The organism is Kitasatospora sp. NPDC057223 (genome assembly GCF_042669755.1).
Lineage (GTDB): Bacteria > Actinomycetota > Actinomycetes > Streptomycetales > Streptomycetaceae > Kitasatospora.
The window spans coordinates 1-16500 of sequence record NZ_JBHUWW010000103.1 but is presented as its reverse complement, the minus strand read 5'-3'; the positions used below and the strand labels follow the sequence as shown (position 1 = coordinate 16500).

Annotated in this window: 12 protein-coding genes; 6 read left to right on the top strand and 6 right to left on the bottom strand. The window is 72.6% G+C overall.

The annotated features are described in order from the left end of the window. Window positions 1–2 precede the first annotated feature (2 nt). The 4 genes from ACFUK0_RS29145 (at window position 3) to ACFUK0_RS29130 (ending at window position 5556) form a co-directional block, all read left to right on the top strand. Complete coding sequence (locus ACFUK0_RS29145; protein ID WP_380255430.1) at window positions 3–2261, top strand: ABC transporter permease; 2259 nt, start codon at window positions 3–5, stop codon at window positions 2259–2261. Window positions 2262–2336: 75 nt separating this feature from the next. After that, window positions 2337–3503, top strand: coding sequence for a flavin reductase family protein (locus ACFUK0_RS29140; protein WP_380255429.1), 1167 nt, complete (start codon window positions 2337–2339; stop codon window positions 3501–3503). A 140-nt stretch (window positions 3504–3643) separates the two neighbouring features. Then, complete coding sequence (locus tag ACFUK0_RS29135) at window positions 3644–3973, top strand: hypothetical protein (RefSeq protein ID WP_380255427.1); 330 nt, start codon at window positions 3644–3646, stop codon at window positions 3971–3973. Continuing rightward, entirely contained in the window at window positions 3970–5556 is a 1587-nt protein-coding gene (locus ACFUK0_RS29130) for a cation acetate symporter (RefSeq protein ID WP_380255425.1), read from the top strand. The genes ACFUK0_RS29135 and ACFUK0_RS29130 overlap by 4 nt, the downstream gene beginning before the upstream one ends. A gap of 217 nt (window positions 5557–5773) precedes the next feature. Here ACFUK0_RS29130 and ACFUK0_RS29125 read toward each other — a convergent pair whose 3' ends face one another. The 4 genes from ACFUK0_RS29125 to ACFUK0_RS29110 all read right to left on the bottom strand — a co-directional run bounded on the left by ACFUK0_RS29125 (window position 5774) and on the right by ACFUK0_RS29110 (window position 12120). Beyond that, window positions 5774–6334, bottom strand: a complete 561-nt coding sequence (locus ACFUK0_RS29125) for a hypothetical protein (RefSeq protein ID WP_380255424.1) — start codon at window positions 6332–6334, stop codon at window positions 5774–5776. A gap of 285 nt (window positions 6335–6619) precedes the next feature. Next, the gene (locus tag ACFUK0_RS29120) at window positions 6620–7807 is read right to left on the bottom strand and encodes an RNA polymerase sigma factor (RefSeq protein ID WP_380255422.1); all 1188 of its coding nucleotides are present in this window, start codon (window positions 7805–7807) and stop codon (window positions 6620–6622) included. Then, a complete protein-coding gene (locus tag ACFUK0_RS29115) occupies window positions 7804–8211 on the bottom strand; it encodes a YciI family protein (protein ID WP_380255420.1) in 408 nt (135 codons plus the stop codon). Before ACFUK0_RS29115 ends, ACFUK0_RS29120 begins: the two co-directional genes overlap by 4 nt. Window positions 8212–8349: 138 nt before the next feature. Next, on the bottom strand, window positions 8350–12120 hold the full coding sequence (locus ACFUK0_RS29110) for a glycoside hydrolase family 3 C-terminal domain-containing protein (RefSeq protein ID WP_380255418.1): 3771 nt from the start codon (window positions 12118–12120) through the stop codon (window positions 8350–8352). A gap of 571 nt (window positions 12121–12691) precedes the next feature. Here ACFUK0_RS29110 and ACFUK0_RS29105 point away from each other — a divergent pair. Further along, a complete protein-coding gene (locus ACFUK0_RS29105) occupies window positions 12692–13888 on the top strand; it encodes a ricin-type beta-trefoil lectin domain protein (RefSeq protein ID WP_380255442.1) in 1197 nt (398 codons plus the stop codon). Window positions 13889–14039: 151 nt separating this feature from the next. Here the strand turns inward: ACFUK0_RS29105 and ACFUK0_RS29100 are convergent, their stop codons facing one another. Both ACFUK0_RS29100 and ACFUK0_RS29095 read right to left on the bottom strand, forming a co-directional pair. Then, window positions 14040–14306 (bottom strand): hypothetical protein, encoded by a 267-nt coding sequence (locus ACFUK0_RS29100; RefSeq protein ID WP_380255416.1) that lies wholly within the window; start codon window positions 14304–14306, stop codon window positions 14040–14042. A 196-nt stretch (window positions 14307–14502) separates the two neighbouring features. Continuing rightward, complete coding sequence (locus ACFUK0_RS29095) at window positions 14503–14823, bottom strand: hypothetical protein (protein ID WP_380255414.1); 321 nt, start codon at window positions 14821–14823, stop codon at window positions 14503–14505. A 385-nt stretch (window positions 14824–15208) separates the two neighbouring features. Here ACFUK0_RS29095 and ACFUK0_RS29090 point away from each other — a divergent pair, with 385 nt between their 5' ends. Continuing rightward, window positions 15209–16393 (top strand): lytic polysaccharide monooxygenase, encoded by a 1185-nt coding sequence (locus tag ACFUK0_RS29090; RefSeq protein ID WP_380255412.1) that lies wholly within the window; start codon window positions 15209–15211, stop codon window positions 16391–16393. The last annotated feature ends 107 nt before the right edge of the window (window positions 16394–16500 follow it).

Genomic DNA, 16500 nt, shown 5'->3' with positions numbered 1-16500 from the left:
ACATGCAGACAACCGGAATCACCACGGACCCCACGCGGACGGCTGCGGACACGTCGTCCGGGCGTGCTGCCGACATCGCCGCGCCGGATGCGTTGCCCGACCCGCCGGAAGCGTCCTGGCCGGCCAGGCTGCGGCGGGCGGTGGCGTTCCGCAACGTCTCCGCGCTCTACCTGCTCGCGTTCATGGTCCTGGTCTTCGCGCTGTGGGTGCCGGACACGTTCCTGACTTCCGGGACCTGGCGGTCGCTGCTGTCCGACCAGGCGGTCACCTGCCTGGTGGCGGTCGGCCTCGTCGTGCCCACCGCGGCCGGCGTGGTCGACCTGGCGATCGGCGCCCAGGTCGGCCTCGGCGCGATCCTGGCCGCCCGGCTGCTGGTCGGCAACGTACCCGTCCCGCTCGCGATCGTCCTGTCGGTGCTGGCCGGTGCGGCCGTGGGGCTGTTCTCCTGGCTGATGATCACCCGGGCCCGGATCCCGTCCTTCATCGCCACGCTGGCCGTCAGCTCGCTGCTCGCCGCGGCGATCGCCTGGATCTCCAGCAGCCAGCAGATCGTCAACCTCCCCGCCGGGTTCGGCGAACTCGGCACCGGCCAGCTCCTCGGCATCACCTACCCCGTCTACATCATGCTCGCCGTCGCCGTCCTGCTCTGGTACGTCCTGGAGCGCACACCGGCCGGCCGCCGCGTCTACGCCACCGGCGGCAACGTCGATGCCATGGGTGGCAACAGCGAGGCCGCCGCACTGGCCGGCGTCCGGATCTCCCGGATCATCCTGTCCGCGCTGATGACCTCCGGTGCGGTCGCCGGGCTGGCCGGCGTCCTGCTGACCTCCCAGCTCTCCACCGGCGACCCGACCGTCGGACCCGGCTACCTGCTCCCCGTCATCGCCGCCGTCTTCCTCGGCTCCACCCAGTTCCGCGGCGGACGCTTCAACATCTGGGGCACCGTCGTCGCCGCCTACACCCTCGCCGTCGGAGTCAAAGGCCTGCAACTCGCCGGCCTCCCCGTCTGGATCCCCAACCTCTTCAACGGCGCCGCCCTCCTCGCCGCCGTCGGCCTCGCCGCCTGGCGCCGCCCACAGGTGACCCGCCGTCAGGCCGTCCTCCGGCTGATCCGGAACAACACCACCACGGCCTGGGCCGGCAGACGGGCCAGACGGGGCGAACTCCTCGCCCGGGCGGCCGCCGCGAACGCCGCCACGTCGTCCGAGCTTGCTGCCGACGGCGTCGCGCCCGATGCGTTGCCCGATCTGCCGGAAGCGTCCTGGCCGGCCAGGCTGCGGCGGGCGGTGGCGTTCCGCAACGTCTCCGCGCTCTACCTGCTCGCGTTCATGGTCCTGGTCTTCGCGGTCTGGGTGCCGGACACCTTCCTGACCTCCGGGACCTGGCGGTCGCTGCTGTCCGACCAGGCGGTCACCTGCCTGGTGGCGGTCGGCCTCGTCGTCCCGACCGCGGCCGGCGTGATCGACCTGGCGATCGGCGCCCAGGTCGGCCTCGGCGCGATCCTGGCCGCCCGGCTGCTGGTCGGCAACGTACCCGTCCCGCTCGCCATCGTCCTGTCCCTCCTGGCCGGTGCGGTGGTCGGAATCTTCTCCTGGCTGATGATCACCCGCATCCGGATCCCGGCGTTCATCGCCACCCTCGCCATCAGCTCGCTGCTCGCCGCGGCGATCGCCTGGATCTCCAGCAGCCAGCAGATCGTCAACCTCCCCGCCGGGTTCGGCGAACTCGGCACCGGCCAGCTCCTCGGCATCACCTACCCCGTGTACATCATGCTCGCCGTCGCCGTCCTGCTCTGGTACGTCCTGGAGCGCACACCGGCCGGCCGCCGCGTCTACGCCACCGGCGGCAACCCGCAAGCCGCCGCGCTCGTCGGGGTACGCCCGTCCCGGGTCATCCTGTCCGCGCTGATGACCTCCGGCGTGGTCGCCGCACTGGCCGGCGTCCTGCTGACCTCCCAGCTCTCCACCGGCGACCCGACCGTCGGACCCGGCTACCTGCTCCCCGTCATCGCCGCCGTCTTCCTCGGCTCCACCCAGTTCCGCGGCGGACGCTTCAACATCTGGGGCACCGTCGTCGCCGCCTACACCCTCGCCGTCGGAGTCAAAGGCCTGCAACTCGCCGGCCTCCCCGTCTGGATCCCCAACCTCTTCAACGGCGCCGCCCTCCTCGCCGCCGTCGGCCTCGCCGCCTGGCGCCGGGTACCAGCCACCCGCACGATCAATCCGAGTCGCTTCCGGCGTCCGGAGCCCGCGGCCGGATAGCCGGCCGAAACCGGACGCGGGCGCCCTGTCCCTCCGGGGCGTCCGCGACCGTACGAGCAACCGAAGGAGCTTTTCATGGTCAAGGCCGTCGATTCCGCGCTGTTCCGCGAAACGCTGGGGCACTACCCGACCGGAGTGGCCGTGGTCACGGCGATGGCCGAGGACGGACACCCCGCCGGCATGGTGGTCGGAACGTTCTCCTCGGTCTCCCTGGACCCACCGATGGTCGCGTTCTTCCCGGCCGTCGGCTCCAGGAGCTTCGAGCACCTGCGGACCGCCCCGGCGTTCTGCGTCAACGTCCTGGCATCCGATCAGGAGTCGCTGTGCCGCCGGATGGCGACGGGCGGGGCGGGCAAGTTCGACGGCGTGAGCTGGCGGCCCGGGCCGCTCGGTTCGCCCGTTCTCGACGGCGCCGTGTCCTGGATCGAATGCACGTACCAGGACGTCCGGGAGGCGGGCGACCACTACATCGTCCTCGGGCTCGTCCACGAGCTGGCCGTCGAGCGGTCGACGCTCCCGCTGCTGTTCTTCCAGGGTGGCTACGGACGGTTCTCACCCGGGTCCTTCATCGCCACTCCGGACCCCGAGCTGATCCAGGCGGCGCAGCTGGCCGAAACCGTCCGGGAGCAGGTCGAGGACCTCAGCACCGAGCTTGAGGTCAACTGCGGCGTCCTGGTGAAGATCCGGGGGGACGCCGTGCAGGTGCTCGCCGCGAACCGCGGAACCGTCGCCGAACCGTTCCCCCTCGGCCACCGGCAGCCGATCGTCCCGCCCCTCGGTGCGGCCTTCCTGGTGGACTCGACCGTGGCGGAGGTCGAGGAGTGGCTGGGACGCGCCCCGGACGACGACCGCGACCGCCGCGACCTCTACCGTGCCCGCCTCGACAAGGTGCGCGAGGGCGGCTACTCCCTCCTCGCCGCCGAGCCGCACCTGCTCCGGCACCAACAGGCGGCACTGTCCGCGTTCGAGCTGTCCGACCGCCTGCCGCGACACGAGCGGGCGGTCCGGCAGGCGACCTCCGAGCTGGCCGAACTGTTCAACCCCGACCTCCTGCCGGGCGAGCTGTACGACCTCGCGTCGATCGTCGCCCCCGTCCCCACCGCCCCGGGCCTGCCCCCGATGGCGATCCGGATGACCGGCCTGCCCGCCTCCGTGACGGCCGAGCGGATCGAGTCCTGGGTCAGCCGGCTCAAGCAGGTCGCGGCCGCCGCCGGGACGGCCATGACCGCCGGCCGCGGGTGACCGACACCGACCCGACCGACCGTCACCGGAAGCGGCCGGCCGCGCGGCTGCCCGCGGACCCGTACGCCGAGGCCCTGCTGCCCGGGCCGCACGCGCACGGCGCCGGCCGAGCAGACGCCACACACCACCTGGGAGACCGCATGAGCCCGTTCCACCTCGCACCCCCCGGCGCGAGACCCCCGGCGGCCGGCCACACCGAGCCGCTGCACCACCTGCGCCGCGCCGCGACGCGTGCACGCCGGCGCTTCGTCCTGTGGAACATCTGCTGCCTCGCCCTGGTCGTGCTGCTGCCGCACGAGATGGGCAGCGGGATCGCCACCGGCATCGGCGGCGGACTGACCGTCAGCATCCTGCTGTTCCTGGCCCAGGCCGTACTGCTGCTGGTCACCGCCCACCGGTTCGACCGCGACGTCCGCACGCACTGCGACCCGCTCACCGAGCCCGTCCACACCCACGGAGCAGGCCGGTGAACCACCTCGCCGACGGCAGCGGAGTGTCGACAGCGCCGTTCCTCGCCTTCCTGCTGACCGTGTGCGCCACGCTGTTCCTGTGCCTGGTCTCCAGCTCGGACGGCGAGGACCTGACCGAGTTCTACACCGCACGCAGCTACCTGACCCCGCTGCGCAACGCGCTCGCGCTCTGCGGTGACTACGTCTCGGTCCTCATCCTGCTCTCCGCCACCGGCTCCGTGGCGCTCGCCGGGTTCGACGGCATGATCCTCACCGTGGGTTCCGCCACCGCCATGGGTGTACTCCTGGTACTCGCCCAGCCACTGCGCAACATCGGCCGCTTCACCCTCGGCGACACCTTCCGCGCCCGGTTCCCCAGCCGCGCCGCACGCATCGCCGGGGCCGTCGCCACCCTGTGCTACTGCCTGCCCCTGGCCATGGTGCAACTGTCGGCCGCCGGCCGGGCCACCGCCGTCCTGGTCGGACTGCCCCGCATCGGCGCCGGACAGTCCTGCACCGTCCTCATCGGCGTCATGATGATCTGCGCCGCGGCCGTGGGCGGCATGCGCGGCATCAGCATGCTCCAGGCCGTCAAGACCGTCCTGCTCCTCGGCGCCCTGGCCGTACTCGTCCTCGTCATGCTCGGCCACCTCGGCTGGAACCCCGGCACCCTGCTGGAGGACGCCGCCCGGGGCAGCGGACACCCGGACGCCTACTACGGACCCGGCCTCCTACAGGGAACCGGCCTCACCGGACGGACTGAACAGCTGTCCCTCCTGATGACGGTGATCCTCGGCGCAGCCGTCGCCCCCCACATGCTGATGCGCCTCAACTCCGCCCGCAGCGGCGCGGCCGCCCGGCACTCCGCCACCCGCGCCCTCACCATGGTCGCCGTCCTGCACGTCATGGCCGTCGTACTCGGCCTCGGAGTCGCCGCGGTGGTCGGTGCCCGCGCCGTGATCGCCTCCGACCCCAGCGGCGGCAACGCCCTCCTCCTGCTCGCCGACCGACTCGACTCCGACGGACTCCTCCAGGCCGCCGTCGTCTCGGCGGTCTTCCTCACCAGCCTCTCCGTCGTCGCCGCACTCCTGCTCACCGCCGCCGCCTCGCTCGTCCACGACCTCCTGGCGCACGGGACCCGCGACAGACACATGTCAGCGGCCTCCGAGATCAGGACGGTGCGCTGGACGACGGTCGCCGTCGGCTGCGCCACGCTGGCCCTCGCGACCGCCTGCTACACCTGGCCCGTCCAGTTCCTCGCCCACGTGTGCGCCGCCATCGGCGCGTCGGCGATCCTTCCCACCCTCGTCTACCAGCTGTTCTGGAAGGGCTACACCCGCACCGGCCTGCTCTGGACGGTCTACGGGGGCCTCGCCTGCTGCCTGCTGCTGCAGTTCTTCGGGCCCGCCGTCTCCGGCGGCCCCGCCGCGCTCTTCCCGCACAGCGACTTCGCCTGGTTCCCGCTCCACACCACCGGCCTCGTGTCGATCCCGGTCGGCTTCCTGCTCGGCTGGGCCGGCAGCAGAATCAGCACCCGTCCGACCGAGCTCCAGGTCCCCTATGCGGAGCTGGAAGCGCAGTCCCTGACCGGCTCGCACGGATGACCCGGCCGGCAGGACACAGCGCCGGACACCGCGGCACCGCGACAGACCGCCGGGTGGAGTCGCGGGGCAGGGCTCCGGCAACGGGCTGCGCCCGGAGCATCGCGGCCGACGCGGCCGGGCCCGCACCGGGCCGAGCGCGGGCAACCGTCCGCAGCGGATCAGAAACCGGGGCCGGGCCACTCGCCGTTCGGGAGGTGGCCCGGCCCCGGCGGTGGGCTCACCCCGGTCCGGGGCGGCGCAGTTGCTCCAGGCGGGTCGGTACCCAGGTCCAGTGTTCGCCGTCGGTGTGCCAACGCAGTGCGGTCTGCCGCCAGGCGTCGCGGACGCCGTAGCGGTGCAGCCGCATCCCGGCCGGCCAGAGCACGCCGGCACGGGAGTTGGGGCGCAGCGAGACGAACAGGGCGGGGACGTCGCCGCCGTCGAGGGTCGCCAGCACGCGGGTGCGGTGGGGCAGCCACATCCGCAGCAGTGCCGTCGTGGTGTCGTCGAGCGGTTGTTCCTCGTGGAAGGCCGGTCCGCGGCCGGCCGGTTCGCGGTGCAGGGTGACGGCGCGGCGGCGCCGGTGCCAGTCGGCCAGGTCGATCGCCGAGACCTCCCCGGAGCGGGCGCCGGTGGTGATCGCCAGTGTGACCATCGCGGCGTTGCGCACCAGCAGGGACTCACGCCAGCCGCCGTTACGGGCGGCATGGGCCGCGGTGGCCTCGGCGACCAGGCGCCGCACGACCTCCAGCCGCTGCCCTGACGGAACCACCGGCAACGGATAGCGGGCGACGCCCATGCCGTACTCCCCCTCCGACTCCCCTGCCCCGCTCGGCCGAACGGGCTGCTTGGACTCGTTTTACCACGACGGTGGCGACGATCTGACCGGTGCCGGCGAACCGGCGTCCTCCGAGGTGCTCGCTCGACCGCTGGAACGCTCACCCGCGTCTCCGGGCAGCGCCCGCTCCGTCCGCCGAGGGCTTCGAAGCCGGCCGCACCGGGTGGTGGGCTGCGCGGCCGGCCCGAGGACGAGTCGGGGGTCGGACGGGCCGTGCCGCCGGTGTGATCCGCTCCGGTTCGCCGCTCACCCGCGCAGGCGCGCGTTGAGCCGGGCGGCCTGTCGTGTGAGGTGGTCGCGTTCGGGGATGTTGGACGCCGACCGGGCGGCCTCGGCGTAGAGCCGTGCCGCCAACACCAGGTCACCGTCACGCTCGTGCAGGTAGGCCGCGACGGCATCGTGCCGGGGCAGGCCGGGGTCGAGCTCCGCCAGGGCTGCCAGGCCGGCCCGCGGGCCGTCGGCCTCGCCCACGGCGACGGCCCGGTTGAGGCGGGCCACCGGGCTGGCGGTGAGGCGCACGAGTTCGTCGTACCACTCGACGATCTGCACCCAGTCGGTCTCCTCGGCGCTCCGGGCGTCCGCGTGGAGCGCCGCGACGGCCGCCTGGGCCTGGAACTCGCCCAGGCGGTCGCGGGCGAGGGCGCTCTGGAGCAGCTCGACGCCCTCGGTGATCAGTACGGTGTCCCACCGGCCGCGGTCCTGTTCGGCGAGCGGCACGAGCCTGCCGTCGGGGCCGGTCCGGGCCGGGCGCCGGGCGTGGTGGAGCAGCATCAGCGCCAGCAGGCCCGTGACCTCCTCGTGGTCGGTCCTGGCCGCCAGTTGGCGGGTGAGCCGGATCGCCTCGGCCGCGAGGTCGACGTCGCCGGAGTAGCCCTCGTTGAAGACCAGGTAGAGCACGCGCAGCACCGTGGCGACGTCACCGGGCTGGTCGAACCGGACACCGGAGACCGTCCGTTTGGCCCTGCTGATCCGCTGGGCCATCGTCGCCTCCGGCACGAGGTAGGCCCGGGCGATCTGCCGCGTGCTCAGGCCACCGACCGCGCGCAGCGTGAGCGCGACGGCCGAGGCCGGGGTCAGGGACGGATGCGCGCAGAGGAAGTACAGCTGGAGGGTGTCGTCCAGCGCCCCGCCCGGATCGGGCACGGGCTCGGCCTCGACCAGCTCCTCCCGCCGCCGGCGGGAGGTGTCGGCCCGGACGGCGTCTAGGAACTTGCGCCAGGCCACCGTGACCAGCCAGCCCTTCGGGTCCCGTACGGGGACTCCCCCGCCGGCCCCGTCCGGGGAGCCCGGGGCGGCGCCGTCGTCCGGCCACCCGCGTACGGCCTCGACCAGGGCGTCCTGAACGGCGTCCTCGGCCGCCGCGAAGTCGGCTCCGCGGCGGACGAGGACACCGATCACCGCGGGCGCCAGCTCCCGCAGCAGCGACTCGTTCACTCGGTTGCCGTGGGCTGCTCGGCGTAGAACGGGCGCAGTTCGAGCCATTCGTGGATCGGCTTCCCGCCCGCGCCCGGAGCCGCGGACAGCTCGCCGGCGAGTTCGAGCGCACGTTCGTAGGTCTCGACGTCGATCACCATCCAGCCGGCGATCAGGTCCTTGGTCTCCGCGAACGGGCCGTCGGTGACCGGCGGACGCCCCTCGCCGTCGTAGCGGACGAACGTGCCCGTCGGGGCGAGCGCCTGGCCGTCGACGAACTCGCCGGTGCCCTCCAGGCGAGCGGCGAAGTCGCGCATGTACTGGATGTGGGCCGACACCTCCTCCGGCTCCCACTGGTCCATCGGCACGTCGTTGACCGACGCCGGTGCACCCCGGTAGTGCTTCAGCAGCAGGTACTTGGCCATCGTGATCTCCTGGGTGAGGTACGGCCCATTGTGGCCGTTTCCGCTCCTGGGACGGAGCCGGGCGCGGGTTCTCGACATCCCGTCGCGAAATTCTCCGACGGATTTCGAGGATTCCGCGCCCGGCCCGGCCAGGCTCACTCAGCCGTAGGCGTTGAACTCGGCGACCGACCACCAGGAGGCGGCGGCGCCCGTCTGGGTGACCTTGATGAAGCGGGCGCTCTGCGCGGGGAAGGCCGCCGTCACGAGAGCGGACGTCCCCGCCCCCGTCGCCACCGGAGAGCCCCAGCTCGTACCGTCGTTCGACAGCTGCACCTGGTAGCCGCGCGGATAGTCACCCGCACTCCCACCCGCGTCCAACGTGATCTGGTCCACCGAACGGGCGGCGGCCATGTCGACCGTGATGCTCTGCCCGTTCACCATCGGAGCACCCGAACTCCAACGCGTGGCCGCACTGCCGTCCAGCATGTTGCCCGGCGCTTCCGTCCCGCTCGACGCCGTCACCGCCCACCCCGTACGCGGCAGTTGGACGTGGGCCGGCGGCCCACCGGCCGTGTAGGCGTTGAACTCGGCGACCGACCACCAGGAGGCGGCGGCGCCCGTCTGGGTGACCTTGATGAAGCGGGCGCTCTGCGCGGGGAAGGCCGCCGTCACGAGAGCGGACGTCCCCGCCCCCGTCGCCACCGGAGAGCCCCAGCTCGTACCGTCGTTCGACAGCTGCACCTGGTAGCCGCGCGGATAGTCACCCGCACTCCCACCCGCGTCCAACGTGATCTGGTCCACCGAACGGGCGGCGGCCATGTCGACCGTGATGCTCTGCCCGTTCACCATCGGAGCACCCGAACTCCAACGCGTGGCCGCACTGCCGTCCAGCATGTTGCCCGGCGCCTCCGTCCCGCTCGACGCCGTCACCGCCCACCCCGTACGCGGCAGTTGGACGTGGGCCGGCGGCCCACCGGCCGTGTAGGCGTTGAACTCGGCGACCGACCACCAGGAGGCGGCGGCGCCCGTCTGGGTGACCTTGATGAAGCGGGCGCTCTGCGCGGGGAAGGCCGCCGTCACGAGAGCGGACGTCCCCGCCCCCGTCGCCACCGCAGAGCCCCAGCTCGTACCGTCGTTCGACAGCTGCACCTGGTAGCCGCGCGGATAGTCACCCGCACTCCCACCCGCGTCCAACGTGATCTGGTCGATGGATCGGGCAGCGCCCATGTCGACCGTGATGCTCTGCCCGTTCACCATCGGAGCACCCGAACTCCAACGCGTGGCCGCACTGCCGTCCAGCATGTTGCCCGGCGCCTCCGTCCCGCTCGACGCCGTCACCGTCCACCCCGTCCGCGGCAGGGCGGTCTGTCCGCCGGGGTTGCCGGTACCGCCGCCGACGGTGGTCTGGCCGGTCAGCCGGATGTCCCGGGAGGACGCTCCGACGTACACCGTGTTGGTTCCGGTGGCGGTCGTCCAGCCGTTGGTCCAGTACTGGAAGCTCCGCGCGTCGAGGGTCACGTTCACCCGCTGGGTCTGCCCGGGGTTCAGGGTGACCCGCCGGAAGCCCCGCAGGTTCTTCGGCGGCTCGCCGCTCGCCGCCGGCTGCCCGACGTAGACCTGGGCGACCTCGGCGCCGGCCCGGGTGCCGGTGTTGGTGACGTCGAAGCCCACGCTCACGTTGCCGCCGGCGTCGGGCGCCGAGACCGTGAGGTTCCCGTACCCGAAGGTGGTGTACGAGAGCCCGTACCCGAACGGGAAGAGCGGGGCCTTGTTCTGCGTGTCGTACCAGCGGTACCCGACGTTGACGCCCTCGGAGTACTGGACGGTGTTGTTCTGGCCCGGCCACTGGGCGGCGGTCGCCGCGGGCACGTCGGCGAGCGACTTCGGGAAGGTGACGGGCAGCTTGCCGGAGAAGTTGACGTCGCCGTAGAGCAGCGCGGCGATGGCCGAACCGTCCTCCTGGCCGGGGTACCAGTTCTCCACGATCCCCTGCACCGCGTCGGCCCAGGGCATCGTGACGGCGGAGCCGCTGTTGACCACGACGACGGTGCGCGGGTTGGCCGCCGCCACGTCCGCGACGAGCTGGTTCTGCTCCGCCGACAGGTCGATGGTGCGCAGGTCGCTGCCCTCGGACTGGAAGTCGCTGACGAAGACCAGCGCGGTGTCCGCGGCCCGCGCGGCCGCCACCGCCTGGTCGTGCGCGTTCTGGCCCGGGACCTGCCAGCCGAGGGAGGCGTTGCTGCCGCCGCCGGCCTGGTAGTAGTCGACCTCGATGCTGACGGGCTGGCCGGCGGTGAGCGTGACGCTGCCGGTGCGGGTGGTCGGGCCCTGGTCGTACCAGTTGTTGACGACCTGCTGGCCGCCGATGATCAGGCGGCTGCCGTCGTCGCTGTTCAGCGAGAAGGTGTAGCTCCCGCTGGTGGGCGGCGTCAGGGTGCCCGTCCACTTCGCGGACCAGTTGGTGGTGTTGACCCCGGGGGCCGGGGACTGCCCGCCCCAGACGTTGTCGATCGCCTGGTCGACCCGGCTCGCGACCACCGCGCCCGAGAGGTCGGTGCTGTTGTGGTACTCGCCGTACAGGCCGGTGCCGCTGCCCGAGGACGGCTTGAGGTAGCTGGTCGGCACGGCCGGCAGCGCCCCGCCGGCCGGGGTCACGCCCTGCGCGTACGTCACCGTGGCGCCCGCGCCGGCCCGGGCCTTGATGCCCTGGTACGGCGTCACGATGTGCGGCGCGTTCACGCTCGCGCTGCCGCCGCCCTGGGTCATCGCCCCGGCGCCCGCGTCGTCGCCGATCACCGCGACCGAACGGCCGGAGGCGGCGAGCGGCAGGACCGCGGAGGCGTTCTTCAGCAGGACGCTGCCCTCCTCGGCGACCTGCTGCGAGACGGCGGCGTGGGCGTCCGAGGTGACCACGGCGGCCGGTGTCCCGGTGTTCGGGCGGTCGAAGAGGCCCTGGCGGAACATCGAGAGCAGGATCCGCCGGGTGTGGTCGTCGATCGTGGCCTGCGAGACCTGCCCGTTCGCCACGGCGGTGGTGAGCGCGCTGCCGTAGTAGTCGGCGCCGGGCATCTCCATGTCGAGGCCGTTGTTGGCGGAGGCGACCGTGGAGTGGGTGCCGCCCCAGTCGGAGGTGATGAAGCCGGTGAACCCGAAGTCGCCCTTGAGCACGCCGTTCTGGATCGGCCCGTTCTCGCAGGCGAACGGCCCGTTGACGGCGGAGTAGGAGCACATCGCGGACGCCGCCTGGCCCTGCTTGACGGCGGTCTCGAAGGCCGGCAGGTAGATCTCGCGCTGGGCGCGCTCCGAGACGATCGCGTTGTCCGCGAGGGTGTTGCGGTTGGTCTCCTGGTTGTAGACCGCCAGGTGCTTGACCTGGGCCATCGGGCCCTGGCTCTGGATGCCGAGGATGTCCGCCGCACCGAGCTGCCCGGCCAGGTACGGGTCCTCCCCGAGGGACTCGAACGCCCGGCCCCAGCGCGGGTCGCGGACGATGTTGACGGTCGGGGCGAGCACGACGTTGGTGCCCTTGGCCCACTGCTCCGCGCCGAGCACCTGGCCGTAGCTCTGCATCAGCGCGGAGTCCCAGCTGGCCGCGCCCGCGACCGGGGCCGCCATCTGGGTCACGCCGGTCCAGCCGTCACCGGCGCCGACCGGGCCGTCCTGGAAGTGCAGCGCGGGGATGCCGAGCCGGGTGTTGGCGGGCACGCAGCCGGCGTAGCCGCAGGACGGCCCGCCGTGCAGCATGGTCAGCTTCTCGGCCTGGGTCATCGCGGCGAGCAGTTCGTCGGCCCGCTGGGCGGGTGTCTGGGCGGCGTCCGTCCAGGGCTGGGCGGCGGCCTGGGCCGGCCCTGCGGAGAAGGAGGCGCTGCCTGCGATCAGTACGGCGGCGATCGCGACGGCGAGCTTCGGCCTGGGTTTTGGGCGGTGCATGGGGGCTCCAAACGACAATTCCGGAACGGGGGTGGGCCGTTCGCGTCCGCGGCGACCGGCCGGGCGGACCGGTGCGTGGGGCGTGGCGGTGCATGGGGCGTGCCCGGGTACGGGGCCTGCCCGGGCCCGTGCGGGGGCGTGCCGGTGCGGTCTCGGGGCCGGGACCGCCGCCCGGAGTGGCGGCGGACGGCCCTGGCGCGGGTGGGGGAAGACATGCAGGAGAGCGCTCTCCTGGCAAGTACGGAGGTTCCCCTACGGGGCAGTGGCTGTCAAGGCTCCGTACCGCCCGCGCAAGCGCCCGGCATCGGCGGCGGCAGCAGCGGCGGCCGGCCGGCCCGTCGCGAGGCCCCGGACGGCGGGCTGCCGCCGACAACGTTCAGGGCTTCCAGATGCATTGACATGGATTCATCATCAGAGTTCACTTCCTGAAGAAAGGTCTGGACCGCCACGCCTCGACGGAGCCACGAGACGTGCCGGTCAGCGTCCCCCACCGCACGGATCGAGGCGATTTCGCATGTCTGCACGCGCACGTCGACGACCCTTCTGGGCCACACTTCTTGTGGCCGCCACCATGGTCACCGCCCTGGGTTGGACACCCGAACCCGTGGCCGCGGCCCCGACTGCCGCGCTGGCAGCCAATTTCGAGGACAACTTCGACGGCGCCGCCGGATCGGCGGTCGACAGCGGCAAGTGGCAGATCGAGACCGGCGACAACGTCAACAACCACGAGCGGCAGTTCTACACCTCCGGGAACGCCAACGCGGCCCTGGACGGCCAGGGCCACCTGGTGATCACCGCCCGCCGCGAGAATCCCGCCAACTACCAGTGCTGGTACGGCACCTGTCAGTACACCTCGGCGCGGCTCAACACCTCCGGCCGGTTCAGCCAGGCCTACGGGCACGTCGAGACCCGGATGAAGATCCCGCGCGGCCAGGGCATGTGGCCCGCCTTCTGGATGCTCGGCAACGACATCGGCCAGGTCGGCTGGCCGAACAGCGGCGAGATCGACGTGATGGAGAACGTCGGCTTCGAACCCGGCACGGTGCACGGCACCATCCACGGCCCCGGCTACTCCGGGAGCGGCGGCATCGGCGCCGGCTACTCCCTGCCCGGCGGCCAGGCGTTCGCCGACGCCTTCCACACCTTCGCCGTCGACTGGGCGCCGGACTCCATCAGCTGGTCCGTGGACGGCACCGTCTACCAGCGCCGCACGCCCGCCGACCTCGGCGGCCGGAGCTGGGTCTACAACAAGCCGTTCTTCCTCATTCTCAACCTCGCGGTCGGCGGCTACTGGCCCGGCGACCCGGACGGCGCCACCGCCTTCCCGCAGCAACTCGTGGTCGACTACGTCCGGGTGACCACCTCGAACAGCGGCGGCGGCAGCAGCGGCACCCTCACCGGACTCGCCGGCAAGTGCCTGGACGTGGCAGCCGCCGCGACCGCCAACGGCACCAAGGTCCAGCTCTACGGGTGCAACGGGACGGCCGCCCAGCGCTGGACGGTCGGCAGTGACGGCAGCGTCCAGTCACTCGGCAAGTGCCTGGACGCCGCCTCGGGCGGGACCGCGGACGGCACCAAGGTGCAGCTGTGGGACTGCAACGGCACCGCCGCCCAGAAGTGGTCCTACAACGCGACCACCCACGACCTGGTCAACATCACCGCCAACAAGTGCCTGGACGTCGCCGGCAACAACCCGGCCGACGCCACCCCGGTCCAGCTGTGGACCTGCACCGGCGGCGGCAACCAGAAGTGGACGCTGAACGCCTGACCCGCCGCACGACCCCCGCAACCGCTGCTCCGGCCCCCCACGGGAGGCCGGAGCAGCGCCGGCGCACTCGACAGCGAGGCCCGGACCCGGCTCCCCGTCCGGGCCGCAGGCCGGCCGGGGAACGGCACCTACCGGCTGCCGCCCGCGGCGGTCACGCGGTGTCGCCCGCCCAGTCCCACCGCCGCGGATCGGCCGGCCGCGGGCGGTAGTGACTGCGGCCGCCCGCGCCGAACCGGCCGATCTCCGTGGGCAGGGCGCCACCGGCGGCCATCTCCACCGCGCTCCATCCCGTCACGTCGAGCAGCAGTCCGTCGAGCGGCCCGGCCACCAGCTCCCGGTAGACGCGCCCGGCACGGGGCCCCGGGTCGTCGTCGTGGTCCGTCCCGTAGACCCGGCCCCGCAGCAGTTCCTCGTCCATGACGGCAGCATCCCAGCCGCCACTGACATCGGACGCCCCCGAGGCCTCATCGCGCCAGGTCAGAGGGCTTCGCCGCCTTCGGGGTCCACCCCGTGCCCGCACCCGCACCCGCCTCGGCCGACAGCCCCAGCCGCGGCGACCGGGACCGGCGGACGCAGGCCCCGGTTCGCCCCGGACGCGGCGCGAGGCCGTACCCCTATACCGTGCTCGGCCCGTCCAGGAGGCGAAGCAGCACGGCAGCCTCCGCGCGGAGCCGCGCGACGCGGTCGGCGTGCGCGGGCGCGGTCAGCTGTGCCGCGACCTCCAGTCGCTCGGCAGCCTCGGCGCGGACGATCTCCACCACACGGCGCTCGCTCAGCTCACGCCGCGCCGCCTCGGTGCTGCCGACGCCGAGCGGCGAGTGCTCCAGGGCCACACCCCGGAGAGCGGCTTCGCCGACGGGCACGGCCTCCGCGTTGTCCAGCGCGGCAAGTGTCGCGCGCAGGGCACTCACTGCGGTCCTGTCACGGGCGCGCATCGCTTCCGGCAGTGCTTGACGCATACGAAGGCGGAGGTACATGCCGGTGACCCTACGGCGGCGGCCCCGGGGCCACAAAGCGATAAAACGCTACGGCCACTCTCATCAGGACGTCGCCCGCCCGGGGCCCGTCCGGCGGATGATCACGGCGCGGGGCTCGCCGTGCACTCCGCGCACGAGTCCGACGGCGAGCGCTCCGAAGACTGAACCGGTGGGCGGGCCGATGGTCCGACCGCCACGCCGTGTGAGCAGGACACCGAATTTGTCACCGCCATGACCAAATCCATTTACAGGTGTCCGGGGTCGCGCTACGTTCCGCTTGGGAGCGCTCCCATCCTTCGCCCAGCGGCACCACCCCCCACCCGTCGAAGGGACACCCCGCCCCATGAAGAGGTTCCGTCACCGTTTACACCTGCTCAGTCTGCTCACCCTGCTCGCGGCGCTGCCCGCCCTGGTGCTGGTGTTCACCACCGGCCCGAAGGCAGCCGCCCACGGCGCTCCGATGGCGCCCGGCAGCCGCACCTTCCTGTGCTGGCAGGACGGCCTCACCTCCACCGGTGAGATCAAGCCCCAGAACCCTGCCTGCGCCGCCGCCCAGGCCGTCAGCGGCACCACCCCGTTCTACAACTGGTTCTCCGTGCTGCGGTCCGACGGTGCGGGCCGCACCCGCGGCTTCGTGCCGGACGGCGAGCTGTGCAGCGGCGGCAACACCAACTTCACCGGCTTCAACCTGCCGCGCACCGACTGGCCGCTGACCCACCTCACCTCGGGTGCGACCTTCGGCTTCACCTACAACTCCTGGGCGGCCCACCCGGGCACCTTCATCCAGTACGTCACCAAGGACGGCTTCGACGCGTCGAAGACCTTCACCTGGGACGCCCTGGAGAGCACGCCGTTCCACTCCGTCACCGACCCCCCGAAGACCGGCTCGGTCGGCACCGTGGAGGGCAAGTACTCCTGGACCACCCAGCTGCCCGCGAACAAGACCGGACGCCACATCATCTACACCGTGTGGCAGCGGTCGGACAGCGCCGAGACCTTCTACAGCTGCTCGGACGTGACGTTCGACGGCGGCAACGGCCAGGTCACCGGTGTCGGTGGCACCGGCACTCCGACCTCACCGCCCCCCACCTCACCGCCCCCCACCTCACCGTCGCCGAGCTCACCCGCCCCGACGTCACCGTCACCGACCACGCCGGCTCCCACCTCGCCCACCCCCACCACCCCGGCCACGCCGTCCCCGTCACCGACCGCGCCGTCCGCCGATCCCTCCTGCTCCGCCGCCTACCGCACCGTCGGCAGCTGGAACGGCGGCTACCAGGGCGAGGTGACGGTGACGAACACCGGCAGCCATCCGATCCTCGGCTGGATGGTGCACTTCACCCTGCCGAGCGGCCAGACCCTGGCCCAGGTGTGGAACGGCGTCCGGACCGGCAGCGGGGCCGAGACGACGATCGACAACGCCGCCTGGAACGGGTCCCTCCCGGCCGGCGGCACCACCACCCTCGGCTTCCTAGTGAACGGCGGGGCGCCGAGCGGCACGGTGGGCTACAGCTGCATGGTCATGTGACCCGGGCGCTGCCCGGATGACCCGGGCCGGCCCGCCGCTCCCCCACGGGCGGCGGGCCGGTACCTCCGGCATCGCCGTCGAAGGGCGGGCGGGCAGCACACGCTGCC